Origin of the sequence: Streptomyces sp. PsTaAH-137 (assembly GCF_003259365.1) — a bacterium.
In the GTDB taxonomy this organism is placed as follows: Bacteria; Actinomycetota; Actinomycetes; order Streptomycetales; family Streptomycetaceae; genus Streptomyces.
In genome coordinates this window covers 43325-59444 of record NZ_QLLY01000006.1, presented here as the reverse complement: position 1 = coordinate 59444, position 16120 = coordinate 43325, and the positions used below count along the sequence as shown (strand labels likewise).

General features: G+C 72.4%; 14 protein-coding genes. 10 read left to right on the top strand and 4 right to left on the bottom strand.

Annotation, left to right across the window (positions count from 1 at the left end; genetic code table 11):
* Positions 1 to 76 precede the first annotated feature (76 nt).
* The 3 genes from rarD (at position 77) to K377_RS14675 (ending at position 2422) form a co-directional block, all read left to right on the top strand.
* A complete protein-coding gene (gene rarD, locus K377_RS14685) occupies positions 77 to 1036 on the top strand; it encodes an EamA family transporter RarD (RefSeq protein WP_111664162.1) in 960 nt (319 codons plus the stop codon).
* Between the two features lie 36 nt (positions 1037 to 1072).
* Positions 1073 to 1522 carry a VOC family protein gene (locus K377_RS14680; RefSeq protein ID WP_111663787.1) on the top strand — a complete coding sequence of 150 codons (450 nt, stop codon included), beginning with the start codon at positions 1073 to 1075 and terminating at the stop codon, positions 1520 to 1522.
* Between the two features lie 291 nt (positions 1523 to 1813).
* Positions 1814 to 2422 carry a flavodoxin family protein gene (locus K377_RS14675; RefSeq protein WP_111663786.1) on the top strand — a complete coding sequence of 203 codons (609 nt, stop codon included), beginning with the start codon at positions 1814 to 1816 and terminating at the stop codon, positions 2420 to 2422.
* Between the two features lie 3 nt (positions 2423 to 2425).
* Here K377_RS14675 and K377_RS14670 read toward each other — a convergent pair whose 3' ends face one another.
* The 4 genes from K377_RS14670 to K377_RS14655 form a co-directional block, all read right to left on the bottom strand.
* The gene (locus K377_RS14670) at positions 2426 to 3307 is read right to left on the bottom strand and encodes an ABC transporter permease (RefSeq protein ID WP_111663785.1); all 882 of its coding nucleotides are present in this window, start codon (positions 3305 to 3307) and stop codon (positions 2426 to 2428) included.
* Positions 3294 to 4253: an ABC transporter ATP-binding protein gene (locus tag K377_RS14665; RefSeq protein WP_111663784.1), complete on the bottom strand. Its 960-nt coding sequence runs from the start codon at positions 4251 to 4253 to the stop codon at positions 3294 to 3296. The genes K377_RS14670 and K377_RS14665 overlap by 14 nt, the downstream gene beginning before the upstream one ends.
* A 106-nt stretch (positions 4254 to 4359) precedes the next feature.
* Positions 4360 to 5556, bottom strand: coding sequence for a DUF2092 domain-containing protein (locus K377_RS14660; RefSeq protein WP_111663783.1), 1197 nt, complete (start codon positions 5554 to 5556; stop codon positions 4360 to 4362).
* 221 nt (positions 5557 to 5777) lie between these two features.
* A complete protein-coding gene (locus tag K377_RS14655) occupies positions 5778 to 6788 on the bottom strand; it encodes a polyprenyl synthetase family protein (protein WP_111663782.1) in 1011 nt (336 codons plus the stop codon).
* Between the two features lie 314 nt (positions 6789 to 7102).
* On the opposite strand from K377_RS14655, the gene K377_RS14650 reads away from it, so the two are divergent.
* The 7 genes from K377_RS14650 to K377_RS14620 all read left to right on the top strand — a co-directional run bounded on the left by K377_RS14650 (position 7103) and on the right by K377_RS14620 (position 16120).
* Positions 7103 to 8599 (top strand): peptide MFS transporter, encoded by a 1497-nt coding sequence (locus K377_RS14650; protein ID WP_375605925.1) that lies wholly within the window; start codon positions 7103 to 7105, stop codon positions 8597 to 8599.
* A gap of 9 nt (positions 8600 to 8608) precedes the next feature.
* A complete protein-coding gene (locus K377_RS14645; protein WP_111663780.1) occupies positions 8609 to 10618 on the top strand; it encodes a CocE/NonD family hydrolase in 2010 nt (669 codons plus the stop codon).
* Positions 10619 to 10737: 119 nt separating this feature from the next.
* Positions 10738 to 11427, top strand: coding sequence for a Crp/Fnr family transcriptional regulator (locus tag K377_RS14640; RefSeq protein ID WP_111663779.1), 690 nt, complete (start codon positions 10738 to 10740; stop codon positions 11425 to 11427).
* 115 nt (positions 11428 to 11542) lie between these two features.
* The gene (locus K377_RS14635; protein ID WP_111663778.1) at positions 11543 to 12319 is read left to right on the top strand and encodes a hypothetical protein; all 777 of its coding nucleotides are present in this window, start codon (positions 11543 to 11545) and stop codon (positions 12317 to 12319) included.
* Positions 12316 to 14481: a hypothetical protein gene (locus tag K377_RS14630; RefSeq protein WP_111663777.1), complete on the top strand. Its 2166-nt coding sequence runs from the start codon at positions 12316 to 12318 to the stop codon at positions 14479 to 14481. The genes K377_RS14635 and K377_RS14630 overlap by 4 nt, the downstream gene beginning before the upstream one ends.
* Complete coding sequence (locus tag K377_RS14625) at positions 14481 to 15608, top strand: hypothetical protein (RefSeq protein WP_146614724.1); 1128 nt, start codon at positions 14481 to 14483, stop codon at positions 15606 to 15608. Before K377_RS14630 ends, K377_RS14625 begins: the two co-directional genes overlap by 1 nt.
* On the top strand, positions 15605 to 16120 hold the full coding sequence (locus tag K377_RS14620; protein WP_111663775.1) for a Pycsar system effector family protein: 516 nt from the start codon (positions 15605 to 15607) through the stop codon (positions 16118 to 16120). The genes K377_RS14625 and K377_RS14620 overlap by 4 nt, the downstream gene beginning before the upstream one ends.

Genomic DNA, 16120 nt, shown 5'->3' with positions numbered 1-16120 from the left:
GCTACCTTCGAGGTGGCCGCCGCGGGGCTGCCGTGCGTCTGGAGGAGGGGCTGCGTTGGCCGAGGGCGAGAAGGACATGCAGGGGCGGGCCGGGGTCGTCAACGGCGCGGCGGCCTATGTGATGTGGGGGCTCGTCCCCCTGTTCTGGCCGCTGCTCAAGCCCGCGGGCGCCGGGGAGATCCTGGCGCACCGGATGGTGTGGTCGCTGGTCGTGGTGGGCGCCGCGCTGCTCTTCGTCCGCAAGTGGGGCTGGCTGCGCGAGCTGGTGCGCCAGCCGAAGCGGCTCGGCCTGGTGACCGTCGCCGCCGCCGTCATCACCGTGAACTGGGGCCTGTACATCTGGTCGGTGAACGCCGGGCACGTGGTCGAGGCGTCCCTGGGCTACTTCATCAATCCGCTCGTCTCCATCGCGCTCGGCGTGCTGCTGCTCGGGGAGCGGCTGCGGCCCGCGCAGTGGGCGGCCGTGGGGATCGGCCTGCTCGCAGTGCTGGTGCTCGCCGTCGGGTACGGGCGGCCGCCGTGGATCTCGCTCGCGCTGGCCTTCTCGTTCGGCACGTACGGCCTGGTGAAGAAGAAGGTCAATCTGGGCGGGGTCGAGTCGCTGGCCGCCGAGACCGCCGTGCAGTTCCTGCCCGCGCTCGGCTATCTGGTGTGGCTCGCCGCGCACGGACGGCTGACGTTCGCCCAGGAGGGGTTCGGGCACGGGGCGCTGCTGGCCTCGACCGGGCTCGTCACCGCGATCCCGCTGGTGTGCTTCGGCGCCGCCGCGATCCGGGTGCCGCTCTCCACGCTCGGGCTGCTCCAGTATCTGGCGCCGGTGTTCCAGTTCGCCCTGGGCATCCTGTACTTCCACGAGGCCATGCCGGCCGAGCGGTGGGCCGGGTTCGGGCTCGTGTGGGCGGCGCTGGCGGTGCTGACCTGGGACGCGCTGCGCTCCGCGCGGGCCGGGCGGGCGCGCCTGGCGCGGGCGGCGGCTGCCGCCGCGACCGTGCCCGACCCGGCCGGGGCCGAGGTGCAGCGGGAGACCGCGCGCTGACCGGATGTTGTCGGTGCCCGGCTCTATAACTGACACATGACTCTGCACTGGAAACTCGTCGTGGACGCCGCCGATCCGCACGCCCAGGCCGTCTTCTGGGCGGCGGCGCTCGGCTATGAGGTGGAGGACAACGCCGCGCTGATCGACCAGCTCATCGGCGTCGGCGCGCTGCCCGAGGAGGAGACCGTCGCGTTCCAGGGGCGGCGCGCCTTCAAGGACCTGATCGCCGTGCGCCACCCGGACGACCCGGTCGACGAGCGGACCGGGGCCGGGCTCGGCCGGCGGGTGCTGTTCCAGAGAGTGCCGGAGGCCAAGACGGTCAAGAACCGGCTGCACCTCGACCTCCACCCGGACCAGGGCCACCGGGACGCCGAGGCCGACCGGATCACCGGCCTCGGCGCGCGCGTCGTGGAACGGGTGAAGGCGCAGGGCGGCGAGTGGATCGTGATGGCGGATCCGGAGGGCAACGAGTTCTGCGTGTGCTGACGCCCTCCCGGGGTGCCGCCGACTGGAAGATCCGCGTCTGCCCCACGGGGCCTCGTCGCCATCTGACGGCCGGTGGCCGCTTCTCGCGCAGTTCCCCGCGCCCCTGAAGGCTGCGCTTCGCGCGCCTTCCCTGATGAGATGGCGCACGAAGTGCGCATCTCAGGGGCGCGGGGAACTGCGCGAGAAGCGGCCACCGGGCCGCGCGCAACGAACGCCCCCTACCGCCATCTCGATGCACCTGCATATACTGCACACGCATCTATAAGGCGTACGCGCACCACTGGGGGAACCATGACCACGATCACGGACACCGGCGCAGCCACCCGCAGCTTCCTCTTCGTCCTCGGCAGCGCCCGCCCCGGCGGCAATACCGAGGCGCTGGCCCGCAAGGCCGCCGAGCAGCTGCCGCAGGGCGTCACCCAGCGCTGGATCGATCTCGCCGAGCACCCGCTCCCCGATTTCGATGACCTGCGCCACGACAGCGACCACGTCCGGCCGACGGAGGGGCCCACGGCCACCCTCCTGGACGCGACGCTGGCGGCCACCGATCTGGTGATCGCCTCGCCGCTGTACTGGTACTCCGTCTCCGCCTCCACCAAGCGCTACCTGGACCACTGGTCGGGCTGGCTGCGCACCCCGGGCGTCGACTTCAAGCAGACCCTCGCCGGGCGCACCCTGTGGGGCGTGACCGCGCTCGCGCACGAGGAGCCCGAGGTCGCCGACCCGCTGGTCGGCACCCTCAACAACTCGGCCGCGTACCTGGGCATGCGGTTCGGCGGCGTCCTGCTGGGCAACGGCAGCAAGCCCGGCGACGTACTCAAGGACGAGCGGGCGCTGCGTGAGGCCAAGACGTTCTTCGCGCGGGAGGCGCCGTTCGCCGCGTTCCCGTACGCGAGCTGACCCTTACGCCGTGATGTCCTTCGCCGTGAAGCGGGCCCAGGCCGCCGAGCCGAACACGGCCGCGTACAGCGCCTGGATCTCCAGGTTCTTGACCAGGTCGGTCCAGTAGACCGGTTCGCGCATGAGGTCGGCGAAGGACAGCCACTGGTGGGAGAAGAAGTACGGCTGGATCGCGTGGAGCTGCGGGATCTGGTCGAGGATCTGGACCGTGATCAGCAGCCCCACCGTGGTCGCCATCGCCGCGATACCGCTTCCGGTGAGCGTCGAGACGAACAGGCCGAGAGCGGCGATCCCGAGCAGCGAGGCCGCCACGACCAGGGCGATGAGGAAGGCCCGCCACAGGCCGTCCGCGAAGCTGATCCGCGTACCGGAGATGGTGACCAGGTCGCCGAGCGGGAAGAGGATCGCGCCGGTGATCAGCGCCGAGACCGCCACGGCGAGGGTCGCCACCAGGCAGAACGCCATGGTCGTCGCGTATTTGGTGAGCAGCAGACGGGTGCGGCCCGCGGGGGCGACGAGCAGATAGCGGAGCGTCCCGGCGTTCGCCTCGCCCGCGATCGCGTCGCCCGCGATCACCCCGACCGACATCGGCAGGAAGAACGGCAGGGTCGCCGCCAGCGAGGTGAAGACCAGGAACAGGCCGTTGTTCGTGATCTGCGCGATGAAGGCCGGGCCCGCGGCACTCTCGCCGCCGCCCCCGCCGATCCCCGAGCCGTCGCCCGTCTCGATCTTGACGGCGATGCCGATGAGGACCGGCACCCCGGTCAGGACCGCGAGCAGTGCGAGGGTGCGCCAGCGCCGGAAGGTGGTCGTCAGTTCGGAGCGCAGCAGCCCCAGGGTCCACACGGCCCGGACCGGCGTCGCCGCCGCTTCAGCCCGCGACATCGAAGCCCTCCCCGGTCAGGGCGACGAACGCGTCTTCCAGGGACGCCCGTTCGACGCCGAACCCGCGCACCCGCACCCCGGCCGCCACCAGGGCCGCGGTCAGGTCCGCGAGATCCGTCTCCGGGGGCGGCGGCTCGGCCGTCACCCGCTCGCCCTCCGCCGCCAGGACCGTGATGCCGTGCTCCTTCAGTACGCGACGGGCGTCCGCCGGGTCGGGGGTGGTGACGGTGAGCTTTCCGCGGGCGCCCGCCGCCAGCTCGGCGACCGGGCCCTGGGTGAGCAGCCTGCCCTGTGCCATCACGGCCGCGTGGGTGCAGACCTGCTCGATCTCGTCGAGGAGGTGCGAGGAGAGGAAGACGGTGGTGCCGTCGGAGGCCAGCTCCCGCACCAGGGTCCGGATCTCGCGCATGCCCTGCGGGTCCAGGCCGTTCGTCGGCTCGTCCAGGACGAGCAGCCTGCGCGGCTGGAGCAGGGCGGCGGCCAGGCCGAGGCGCTGCTTCATGCCGAGCGAGTACGCCTTCGCCTTCTTGGCCGCGGCAGGCGTCAGGCCCACCCGGTCCAGGGCCTGCGCGACCCGGGTGCGCCGGGTGCGGGGGTCGGCGGTGGGGTCCGCCGCGTCGAAGCGCAGCAGATTGTCCCGGCCGGACAGGAACCCGTACAGGGCGGGCCCCTCGATCAGCGCGCCCACCTGCGGCAGGACGGCCCGCACCGCGCGCGGCATGGGGTTGCCGAGGACCCGGGCGGTGCCGCCGGTCGGTTCGATCAGGCCCATCAGCATGCGGATGGTGGTGGTCTTGCCCGAGCCGTTCGGCCCGAGGAAACCGAAGACGGCGCCCTCGGGGACGGTCAGGCTGAGCCGGTCGACGGCGAGCTGGCCCCCGCGGTACCGCTTGGTGAGCTCCCGGGTCTCGATCACCGAGACGTCCGGGCCGGCCGACGCCGCCATACCCCTCCTCATGAACCGGACTCATATGCCGGACGGTGAGGGGGCGGTGCGCACCGCCCGGGTGCGCACCGCCCCCTCACCGTCACTGTCGTCGCCGCACCCGGGCTCAGCCCGCGTCGGCCGCCTTGACCAGCGCGTCCTTGGTGACCGCGCCGGCGTAGACCGTGCCGTCCTCGGTGACCAGGACATTGATCAGGCGCGTCGAGTAGACCGTGCCCGAGCCGAAGTCGCCCTTCACCCGGTCCCCGAGGGAGTCCAGGAACTGCGAGGCGTCGGCCGGCAGGTCGGCGCTGCCCGCCCCGGAGGCCAGGCCCGCCGCCTCCTTCGGCAGCTTCAGCTCGGCGACCGAGGTCCAGCCCTCACCGATCACGTCGAGCCCGTCGAGGCCCTGGGCGCCCTTGAACTCCTCGTGCCCCGTGCCCGGGCGGTCCTGGGCCGGCACGTCGTCGGCCTCGGTGACCTTGGTGCCCTTCGCGGGCTTGAAGTCGAAGGTCGAGGCGGCGGGCTTGCCGAAGTCGACGCTGGTGAAGCCCGCGTCCACGACGGCCGCGCCGCCGCTCGACGGGGTCAGCGTGAACTTCAGCGGCGTGCCGGTCTTCGCGTCCACGGCGACCGTGACCGCGCCGACCGTCGAACCCGACTGCTTCGGCTTGATCTGCAACCGGTACGCGTCCCGGCCCGCGACCTGCGCCGTGCCGTCGACCGTGATCGAGGTGTGGTCGCCGGACGCCTTGAGGATCTCGTCGGTCAGTTCCTTGGGCGTGGCGGGCGCTCCGGAGCTCCGCTGCCCCGTGTCGCCCTTGCCCTCGGTGGTGGCGTGGTAGGCCTCGTCCGACGCGCTGTCGTAGGCCCACAGGTCGTCGCCGTTGTGGATCACGCTGTACTCGGACGCGTCGTCGAGCACCGACAGCTTCTGCCGGTCCTGGCCGTCCGCCGCGACCCGCAGCGTGTGGGTGCCGCTCGCCAGCTCGGTCAGCTTCTCCTTCGGGTCGGCCGACGAGGAGCCCTTGCCCGCGCCGCCCCCGAACGAGGACGCGGCGCCGCCCAGCGAGGGCAGCCCCAGATCGGTGTGGATCTTGACGGTTCCGGACAGCTGCTCGGTGTCCGACGCGGCGATCTTCTCGATGAGTTCGCGGGCGCTGATCTTCGGCAGGTCCGGGTCGCCGGAGTCGGCGAGCGCGGGGACGAGTCCGATGGCCGCCGCGGCCACCCCCACCACGGTCACCGGGACCGCGTACCGGACGGCTTTGCGGCGCACGGCGCTGCGGCCGCCCTGGCTGTCTTCGGTTTCGTACGGTGCCATGTCTGTTGCCCTACCTCCGTGATCGGCGGCGGCGTCCACCCCAAGCCGCCATTCTCACCCGAATTGGTCGGGAGTGGTGTACTCAATCTGACCAAACCGGCCACGCTGAGGCGTCAGCCCGCGGGATCAACTCCGCGTACACCTACGGGATGACACGAAGGGGCCGACCCTTGGGTGTGACCTGCGTCACACCCCCGGTCCGGCCCCTGTGGTGACCCGTCCTAGCCGGCGCGGTGCACCACCGCGTCGCACAGCTCCACCAGCGTCGCCTTCGCCTCGCACTCCGGGAGCGGGGCGAGGGCCGCGCGGGCGTCCTCCGCGTAGCGCACCGTGTCCCGGCGGGCCTGCTCCAGGGCCGGGTGGGCGCGCAGCCGCGCCACGGCCTCGGCGAGCCGGGCGTCGTCGGTCAGGTCCGAGTCGAGCAGCTCGACCAGCTCGCGGTCCTCCGGGAGGCCGAGCAGCTCGGCGCGCTCACGCAGCCGGAGCACCGGCAGCGTGGGGATGCCCTCGCGCAGGTCGGTGCCCGGGGTCTTGCCGGACTCGTGCGAGTCGGAGGCGATGTCGAGCACGTCGTCGGCGAGCTGGAAGGCGACGCCGAGCCGCTCCCCGTACTGCGTCAGGACGTCCACGACGGTCTCGTCGGCGCCGGACATCATGGCGCCGAACCGGCAGGCCACGGCGACCAGCGAGCCGGTCTTGCCGCCGAGCACGTCCAGGTAGTGGTCGACCGGGTCGCGGCCGTCGGACGGGCCCGCCGTCTCCAGGATCTGGCCGGTGACCAGGCGCTCGAACGCCTCCGCCTGGATGCGCACGGCGTCCGGGCCGAGGTCGGCGAGGATGTGCGAGGCGCGCGCGAAGAGGAAGTCACCGGTGAGCACGGCCACCGAGTTGCCCCAGCGGGCGTTGGCGCTGGCCACCCCGCGGCGCACGTCCGCCTCGTCCATCACGTCGTCGTGGTAGAGCGTGGCCAGGTGGGTCAGCTCGACGACGACGGCGGAGGGCACGACGCCCGGCGCGTAGGGGTCGCCGAACTGCGCGGCGAGCGCCACGAGCAGCGGCCGGAACCGCTTGCCCCCGGCCCGCACCAGATGCTGGGCGGCCTCCGTGATGAAGGGAACCTCGCTCTTGGTGGCCTCGAGCAGTCCCTCCTCGACAGCCGCCAATCCGGCCTGGACATCGGCTTCGAGAGCCTGGTCCCTCACGCTGAGACCGAAAGTCCCGACGACGGTCACGAGTGGGTCTCCTGTCTGCTGACGATCACGACGATCACATGGCGGAACGCGGTCGATCCCGGCCGGTCCCTCGGCCGGTCCCGGCGCTGCTTCGGACCTCGCTCGCAACGTCGCTCCCGGCTTCGATCTCGATCGATCATTCGGTCGATGGCCCGGATTGTCGATGTGTCGCTGCCATCACCCAAGTCAGCGTATCCGGTCGCGTTTCGATCACAGGGGGCGCCCGCCCGTGCAACCCAGATCGAGCGGGTCCCAGACACCCCCGGTATGTTCTTGATCAGCCGATACGACCGGGAGTACACCACTTGTCCCGCATAGCCACGGACTCCGACAACGCGGCCGACCAGCCGCCGCCGGGCGACAACACCGCCTTCTTCGGGCAGCCCCGCGGGCTGCTCACGCTGTCGGGCCTGGAGGTCTGGGAACGTTTCTCGTTCCTGGGCATGCAGGCCATTCTCGTCCTGTTCTTCGCCGATACCGTCGCACACGGCGGCATGGGCATGGACCCCGGCACCGCCGCGTCGGTCTCGGCCGCGTACGGCACGCTCGTCTATCTGGTCTCCGTCGCGGGCGGCTGGCTCGCCGACCGGATCCTCGGCTCCTACCGGGCCGTGCTGTGGGGCGGCATCCTCATCGCCTGCGGCCACTACTCGATGGCGGTGCCGACGGCGACGATGACCTGGGTGGGCCTGGGCCTGATCAGCGCCGGCACCGGCCTGCTCAAGCCGAACGTCGCCACCATGGTCGGCAAGCTCTACCGCACCGACGACGAGCGCCGCGACGCCGGCTTCGCCCTGTACTACATGGGCATCAACATCGGCGCCTTCGCCGGACCGCTGATCACCGGCTGGCTCGGCGACCACAAGGGCTGGCACTGGGGCTTCTCGGCGGCCGCCGTCGGGATGACCTTCGGCCTGATCCAGTACGTGGCGGGACGCCGTCACCTGGCCGGCCGCAAGGCCACCGCCGAGTACCGGCTGCCCGACGACGCGCTGCGCCGTGCGGTCCGCACGATCGTGGTCGGCGCCGTCGTGGTGGCCGCGCTCGCCGGGCTCCTGGCGGCCGTGGGCTGGCTGACCATGGACCGCTTCGTCGACCTGCTGACGATCATCTCGGTGATCGCGCCGGTCGTGTACTTCGTGGTGATGTTCAGGAGCCCCCGGGTCACGACGGAGGAACGCGGACGGCTCAAGCCCTACGTGGTGCTCTTCCTGGCCTCCGTCGCCTTCAACTTCATCCTGTTCCAGGCCTACTCCACGATGATGCTGCTGGCCTCGACGAACGCCAGGACCGAGATCTTCGGCTTCCACTTCCCGGCCAGCTGGTACGCCTCCGCCCTCGGCGCCTTCGAGGTGGCGCTCGCGCCCGTCGTCGCCACCGTGTGGGCCCGGATGGGCCCGCGCCAGCCGCACGCCTCCAACAAGATCGCCATCGGCGTGATCCTCGGCGGCCTGTCCTTCGTCCTCATGGTGCTGCCCACGTCCGGGCACAGCGGCGACACGTACCTGATGTCCGCCTGGTGGATCGTCGGCTCGTACCTGTTGCTCGGCCTCGGCGACATCCTCCTTGAGACGTCGGGCATGTCGGCGACCACGAAGCTCGCCCCGAAGGCCTTCGCGAACCAGACGATGTCGCTCTGGTTCCTCTCCCTCGCCCTCGCCAACGGCATCCAGGCACAGACCGTGAAGCTCTACGGCGAGGTCTCCAACCCCGCGTACTTCGGCGTCAACGGCGCCATCGCCATCGCGGTCGGCGTGGCCGTCGTCGCCCTGGCGCCGTGGCTGCGCCGCACCATGCACCCCGTTCACTGAGGTATCACCATGAGCACTGCATCCCCCCGCATCCGGACCGAGTTCCCCTACGGCACGACTCGTGAGGACATCCGCGTACCCCTCTCCGACGGGACGACGCTCTTCGCCCGGGTCTGGCGTCCGGTCACCGACGAACCGGTTCCGGTGCTCCTCGAATACCTCCCCTACCGGCTCTCGGACTGGACGGCGCCGCGCGACTGGCAGCGCCACCCCTGGTACGCGGGCCACGGCTACGCCTCCGTACGCGTCGACGTGCGCGGCCACGGCAACTCCGAGGGCCTGCCGGGCGACGAGTACGACGCGCAGGAGCTCAGCGACGGCGTCGAGGTCGTCAACTGGCTGGCCGAGCAGCCCTGGTCGTCCGGCAAGGTCGGCATGTTCGGCATCTCCTGGGGCGGCTTCAACTCCCTCCAGATCGCGGCCCTCGCCCCCGAGCCCCTGAAGGCGATCGTCACGGTCTGCTCCACGGACGACCGCTACGACAACGACGTGCACTACACCGGCGGTTCGGTCCTCGCCGTGGACATGCACGCGTGGGCGGCCACCATGCTGGCGTTCGTCTCGCGTCCGCCGGACCCGCAGTTCGTCGGTGACGGCTGGCGCGAGATGTGGACCCGGCGCCTGGAAGCCGTGGACCCGTTCATCCACACCTGGCTCAAGCACCAGACGCGCGACGCCTACTGGAAGCACGGCAGCGTCTGCGAGGACTACTCGGCGATCAAGGCCGGCGTCCTCGCGGTCGGCGGCTGGCACGACCCGTACCGCGACACGGTCCTCCGGCTCGTCGAGCACCTCCCGGACGACCAGGTGCGCGGACTGATCGGCCCGTGGTCGCACCAGTACCCGGACCGCGGCCTGCCGCCGGGCCCCGCGATCGGCTTCCTCCAGGAGACGCTGCGCTGGTGGGACCACTGGCTGAAGGGCGAGGACACCGGCGTGATGGCCGAGCCGAAGCTCCGCTCGTACCTCAGCGACTCGCACCCGCCCGCGACGGTCTACGACACCCTGCCCGGCCACTGGGTCGGCGACCCGTCCTGGCCGTCCCCGAACGTCACCACGGTGGGTTACGCGCTTCAGGGCTCCCCCGTCGTCGTGCGCTCCCCGCAGCACACGGGCCTGGACGCGGGCCGCTTCTTCCCGTTCGGCAACGACGCGGACCTGCCGCCCGACCAGCGGGACGAGGACGCCCAGAGCGCCTGCTTCGAGTTCGAGGTGCCCGAGGACGTCCAGGTGCTCGGCCGCCCGCGCGTCACCCTGCGGGTGTCGTCGGACGCGTCGCGCGGGCAGATCGTGGCCCGGCTCTGCGACATCGCCCCGGACGGCTCCTCGACGCTGGTGACCCGCGGGGTGCTCAACCTCTCGTCCCGGCACGGCCGTTCGGCGAACGTGCCCTGGCTGCCCGGCTCCACCGAGGACGTCACCTTCGAGCTGAACGGCATCGGCCACTCCTTCCCGGCCGGCCACCGCATCCGGCTCGCGGTCTCCTCGGCGTACTGGCCGTGGGTGTGGCCGCAGGCCGGATCGCAGGCCGGGTTCACGCTGAACCCGCTGGGCAGCGCGCTTGAACTCCCGGTGAGGTCGGCCGAACCGGGCGGCACCATCACCTTCGAGGACCCGGAGCAGTCCCCGCCGCTCGGCGTCGTCTACCCGGCCTCACTGGAGGAGCAGCGCCCCGAACGGCTCGTCGTCCGGGACGTCGCCAAGGGCGAGTGGAAGCTGGAGGTCGACCCGCGCTACGGCGGCACGCGGATCTACCCGGACGGCCTGGAGTTCACCGAGGACGCGCTGGAGACCTACACCATCCGGGAGGACGATCCGCTGTCGGCGCACACCCGCTCCGACTGGTCGATCCGGCTGCACCGGCCCGACATGGCGTGGGACGCGACGGTGCAGACCCGCTCCGAGATCTCCTGCACGGCGACCGAGTTCGTGACGTCGAACGAGGTGGTGTGCCGGGACGGCGGCGAGGTCGTCTTCCACCGGACGTGGGAGGAGCGGATTCCGCGCACGGCGGGATAGCGCGTACGGCCGGGACCTCACCCGCACCATCTTCACCATCCCGCCTCCCCCCGATTCGCTCACGCGACGGCTCCCCCGTGGCTACTGTGGAGTTGAACGCGCAGGTCGGGGGAGGCGGGATGGGGTTATTCGGGGAACATCAGGCCTTTCTGCCGCAGCTCTCCCCCGCCGACCGCGGGACGCTGACGGCGCTGGGCACCACTCGCACCTTCGCGGCGCACGAGACGCTGCTCACCGAAGGGGAGCGCAGCAGCCACCTCGTGCTTCTCCTGACGGGCTGGTGCGCCGCCTGGATCGCCACCGAGCGGGGCGGACAGCTCATCCTGGGGCTGCGCAGCGAGGGTGAACTCATCGGCGAGATGGCCGCGTTGGACGGACGGCCCCGCAGCGCGTCGGTCACCACCCTCAGCCCGACGACCGGCCTGGTCGTCCCCCGCGACCCGTTCCGCAGGTTCCTGTCGGAGCGGCCGCACGTCACCGCCCTCGTCCTGGGCCAGCTGACGCAGCGACTGCGCAGCGCCGACCGCGAGCGGCGCGCCCTCGCCTCCCTCACCGTGCTGCAGCGCCTGTGCCGGGCCCTCGTCGAACTCGCCGAGCGCACCGGGCGCACGCAGGGCACGGTCGTCACCATCGCCCTGCCACTGGCCCAGCACGAACTCGCCGCGGCCGTGGGCTGCACCCGCGAGGCCGTCGCCAAGGCGCTGCGGCTGCTGCGCGAGCGCGGCCTCGTGGAGACCGGCCCGAGCATCCTGCGGGTCGCGAACCTGGAGCCGCTGCGCCTGCTGGCGGGGGCCGGACCCACGCCGTGAGACCGATACCGCGGGGTGTGTAAACGGATACAGCCGGATCCCCGCGACCGCGGGACAGTGAGGGCCTGACCCCACCACCTCAACCGCGCTTGCCATCACCGCACTTGGAGCCCGCATGGAGCCCGAAGCCCAGTACCGACTCAGCATCAGCCTCGACGTGCAGGGGTCGAGCCGGGTTCCCGAGGCCGAGCGCCCCGCGCTCCGCGCCACCCTGCACTCCCTGGCCCGCGGCGCGTTCGAGCAGGCCAGGATCGCCCCCGACCAGTATCGCGCGGACGACCGCGGCGACGGGCTCCTCGCCCTGCTCGCCCCGCACGTCCCGCCGACCCGGGTGCTGGGCGAATGGCTGGAGTACCTGCACCAGGACCTGCGCGCCGCCAACCGCGGCCGCTCGCAACCGGTACTGCTGCGCGCGGGGCTCACCATCGGTCCCACCACCGTCGACGCGCACGGCTGGTCGGGGCGCTCGGTGGACCTGGCCTGCCGCATCGGCAACAGCTCCACCGCCAAGTCCGTCCTCGGCGCGGCCACCGGGGCCACGCTGCTGGTCGCCGTCTCCGACCGGCTGCACCAGGACGCCGTGGTGCGGGGCGGACGCTGGGTGGAGCCCGAGCGGTACCGCCGTTACGAGGTGCCCCTGCAGGAGGGGAAGCAGACCGTGTGGATGCAGGTGCCGGGGCTCGCGGTGCCGCCGGAGGTGCCCGAGGCGGCGGAGGGGGCAGCGGCGCGGGATTCCGGCCGGGAAGGCCGGGAAGGCGGCCCATCCACGCCGCCGCCTCCCGCGGCGGCCCCGTACCGCACGATCAGCCACACCGGCAGCGGCAGTGTCGTCTCCGACGTCGACCACATCGGCACGCTCAACATCGGCCGCCCCGCGGACGGTGAGCGATGAGCCCGGACCAGGATGCCGCCCAGGCGCCGGAGAAGGAGCCCGGCCCCGCGAAGGAGCCCAGGAACCCGAAGGACGACAAGCTGGACGCGGCGCAGGACGCGCAGCTCGCCGACGACGAGCTGCCGGAGTCGGCGGGCGCCGCGTCCCGCACGTACCGCGCCACGCGAACCGCCTTCGACCTGCGGGACTCCAGTACATACGTGGGTGCCGACCAGGTCGGCACCATCAACTTCTACGGTTCCGGTCCCGGCGGTGCCGCCCGGCTGGTGGCCGGCCCGGTCACCGACGACGAGCTGCGCCGGCTGCGCGACACGTTCTGTACGCCGGACGGCTACGCCGACCTGAAGCGACGCCTGGCAGCCGACCACCTCCTCGTCCTGCACGGCCGCGCGGGCACGGGCCGGATGTTCACCGCGCTGTCCCTCCTCGACGACGTGACCCGCGGCAAGGTCTCCCGCCTGGACACCGCCACCGAGCTCGACCGGCTGGAGGGCGAGCACATCGAGGAGGGCCGGGGATACGCGCTGGAGCGGGCCACGGCGTCCAGCGGCGTCCAACTCGACCACCTGCGCCATCAGTTGACGGAGCGCGGCGCCTTCGCGGTGCTGCTGCGGGCGCCCGACCCCGGGGTGCCGGCACCGCCGCCCGACCGCCACCACGCCGCCCACACGCCGCCGAACCCGCTCGGCGTCCTGGAACAGTGCCTGCTCGCGGCGCTCGGCGACCGCACGCCGCTCGGGCGGCGACTCGCCGGCGCCGAAGCGACGCACTCCGCCCTCGGCCTCGGCACCCTGCTGCCCGCCGAGGCGGCGCGGCTCGCCGACCGGATCACCGAGCACGTCGACGGACAACTGACCGAGGCCCAACTGAGCGCCGCCTGCCGCGGGTTCGCCACCGCGCAGGCCACCGAGTGGTTTGCGGGCGGGCTCGCCTCCGAGAGCCTGCCGCGGCTGCGCGAGGCCGCCTTCCGGATCGCGCTCGCCGTGCTCGGCGGAGCCTCCGTCAGCGCTGTGACGGAGGCGGCGGAGCAGTTGGCCTGGGAGTTCGCCGTGACGACCGACCCGGGCAGCGCCCCGGGACGGCTCGTGTTCAACGACGGCCTCGACGCCCGCCTCGCCGCCGCCCGCGCCGTGACCGAGCCGGGCACCGAGTCCCTCGGCGACGCCGAGGTTCCGGTCCGTACGGTCCGGTTCGCCGGGGACCGGCTCGCCGGGGCGGTCCTGGAGCACCTGTGGGAGCACCGGCCGGGCGCCCGCGGTCCGGTGCTGCGCTGGCTGGCCTCGCTCTGCGACGACCCGCGCGCCCAGGTGTGGGTGCGCGCCGCCGTCGCCACCGGCGTGCTGTGCCGCCTGGACTGCGCCGACACCGTGCAGGAGCTGGTGCAGCCGATGGCCGCGTCGAAGCGGTGGCGGCAGCGTCAGTTCGCGGCGACCGCGCTCGATCTGGCCGTCACCGCCCCCGAGATCGGTCCCGCGGTCGGTTCGCTGGTGCGCAGTTGGGCCCGGCGCGGTTCGGCGGGACTGCGCAGGACCGCCGCGACCGTGCTCGGCCGGGGCCACGCCACCGCCTCCCTGGCCGAGTCGCTCGATCTGCTCGCGGCGATCGGCACCTGGAAGGAGGACGGTTCCGACGGAGAGGCCGGACTGCGCCAGGACGCCGCCGACTGCGTGGCCCAACTGGCGGGCACCACCACGGACACCCTGCCGACCCGGCGCGTCAGGTCCTGGCTGGCCCACCCGCGCATCGAGGAGCAGAACCTCGGCCTGCAGAGCACGCTCAGCCTGGCGCAGACCCCGGCGGCCCATGTCTGGGACCCGGTACCCGGCGTGGCCGGCCTCGGTGACGCACCGCTCCTGATCGCCCTCGCGGTCGACAACGAGGAGCACGCGCCCGCCCTGGCCGATCTGCTGTGGACCGCGCTCAACACCAGCCGCTCGTACGAGGCCGCGCTCGGCATCGTGGAGGGCTGGCTGACCGCCTCGCAGGGGCAGCCCTGGGCCGGGCACCTCGCCCGGTTCCTGGGACTGTCGGTGCACACGGACGACGACAGGAAACGACTGCTGTCCCTGCTGACCGAACTGACGCAGGACCAGTACACACCACTTGCTGAGGACCACGCGCGGCTGCTGCGCCACGCGGTCCAGGGAGAAGGCGCACGCTGATGTCCACGAACCAGTGGGGGGCTCCTCGGTACCCCCAGAACCCGCGACCCCCGCAGAACATGGAGATCCAGCTCCCGCACCCCCTCCTGGGGCCGTTCATCAGGGAGTTCACTCCCGACAGCGGCTACAAGCACCGCAGCGCGCAGGTGGCCTCCGTGATGTTCTACAAGAACGGCGGCCACAGCGTGGTGACCGTGCGCGGGGCCGATCACGTCGACAAGCCGTTCATGGGCCGCCCCACCTCGGTGTGCTGGATCGCCCGCGGCCGGCACCAGGTCTCCTTCCGGGTGCCCCTGCCCTCCCAGGGCGACCGCGCCGACTTCACCGCCGAGGCGGACGTCAACTGGGAGGTTCAGGACTTCCATCGCGCCGCCGACCGGCGCGTGGTGAACGTCGAGCAGATGCTGCGCCCCGAACTGCTCGCCCGGCTGCGGGGCATCTCCCGTCAGTACGGGCTCGACCGGGCACAGGCCGCCGACGAGGCGATCCAGGACGAGCTGGCGACCGGCCGCTGGGCCGACTTCGGTGCCGATCTGGGCCTGGTCACGCGGGTGTTCGTCCGCATCGACCTGGGCGCGGCCGCGCAGAAGCACATGGGCGAGATGATCGCCGTGTCGCACTCCACCGAGGTGGACATGGCCAAGGACAAGGCCCACCACCTGCGCACCCAGGCCAACATGGAGTTCGCCGGGCGCCTCATCGCGGGCGGCGAGGCCATGCAGTACCAGTACCTGCTGGCCAGTGACCCGGCTCAAGCAGGCGTCATCCTCAAGGAGTTGCAGGAGCAGGCGAAGGAGCAGCGCACCGGTGCCCTCGACTACCTCAGCCGGCTGATCGACGCGGGAGTGGTCCAGCGGCACCAGGTCGAGGACCAGGTGCAGCGGCTCATCGACTACGCCCGGGCCACCTCCGGCGGCGCCCTGGACCAGGGCCTGCCGCAGCCCGCCACCGCCCTGCCGGTGCCGCCCGAGCGGGACACCGGGGACGTCCCCCTGTTCAAGGAGGAGCCCAGGGACAAGCCCCCGGCCGCGCCGGCCGCCGCTCCTCCGATGCCGTCGGCCCCGCCCCAGCGCGCCACCGCCGACGACTCGAATCCGTACGCACCGCCCGCGGACGACTCCCGATGACCCTGCCCGCACCACGGCCGCACGCCGCGACGGAGGCCGAGCAGTCCCGCTACGTCGCGGAGCGGCTGCTCGACGCCGCCCGGGCCGATCTGTCCCGTGCCGACACCAAGGCCTCGGTCCTCCTCTCCGGCGGTCTGACGCTCCCGGTCCTCGTCGGCACCCGCGGCATGAGTTCGGCCGCCGGCGGCCAGTTGGCGCTGTGGGCCGTGGCCGGGGCGGCCTGGCTGGCCGGAATCGGTCTGCTGATCTGCGCGGTCCTGCCGTTCTCCGGCACCCGCCGGGCGCAGCGGACCGGGCAGGTCACGTACTACGGCGACGCGCTGCGCGACGCCACGGTCGAGGGCCTGGCCCGGCTGGTCGAGCAGGCGGGCCGGGCACCCGTCGAATGGCTGCTGACCCAGTTCCACGACGTCAGTACGATCCTGGCCCGCAAGTACACCTTCATCCGCGGCGGGCTGTGGGCGCTGGTGGCGGCACTCGGACTCGCGGCGCTGGCGGCGCTGCGGGGGTGA

Coding starts and splice junctions, on each gene's coding strand:
- K377_RS14660 (WP_111663783.1), bottom strand. CDS start 5,556: ATGGCACCGTACGAAACCGAAGACAGCCAGGGCGGCCGCAGCGCCGTG.
- K377_RS14675 (WP_111663786.1), top strand. CDS start 1,814: ATGACCACGATCACGGACACCGGCGCAGCCACCCGCAGCTTCCTCTTC.
- K377_RS14640 (WP_111663779.1), top strand. CDS start 10,738: ATGGGGTTATTCGGGGAACATCAGGCCTTTCTGCCGCAGCTCTCCCCC.
- K377_RS14670 (WP_111663785.1), bottom strand. CDS start 3,307: ATGTCGCGGGCTGAAGCGGCGGCGACGCCGGTCCGGGCCGTGTGGACC.
- K377_RS14645 (WP_111663780.1), top strand. CDS start 8,609: ATGAGCACTGCATCCCCCCGCATCCGGACCGAGTTCCCCTACGGCACG.
- K377_RS14635 (WP_111663778.1), top strand. CDS start 11,543: ATGGAGCCCGAAGCCCAGTACCGACTCAGCATCAGCCTCGACGTGCAG.
- K377_RS14665 (WP_111663784.1), bottom strand. CDS start 4,253: ATGGCGGCGTCGGCCGGCCCGGACGTCTCGGTGATCGAGACCCGGGAG.
- K377_RS14625 (WP_146614724.1), top strand. CDS start 14,481: ATGTCCACGAACCAGTGGGGGGCTCCTCGGTACCCCCAGAACCCGCGA.
- rarD (WP_111664162.1), top strand. CDS start 77: ATGCAGGGGCGGGCCGGGGTCGTCAACGGCGCGGCGGCCTATGTGATG.
- K377_RS14630 (WP_111663777.1), top strand. CDS start 12,316: ATGAGCCCGGACCAGGATGCCGCCCAGGCGCCGGAGAAGGAGCCCGGC.
- K377_RS14680 (WP_111663787.1), top strand. CDS start 1,073: ATGACTCTGCACTGGAAACTCGTCGTGGACGCCGCCGATCCGCACGCC.
- K377_RS14620 (WP_111663775.1), top strand. CDS start 15,605: ATGACCCTGCCCGCACCACGGCCGCACGCCGCGACGGAGGCCGAGCAG.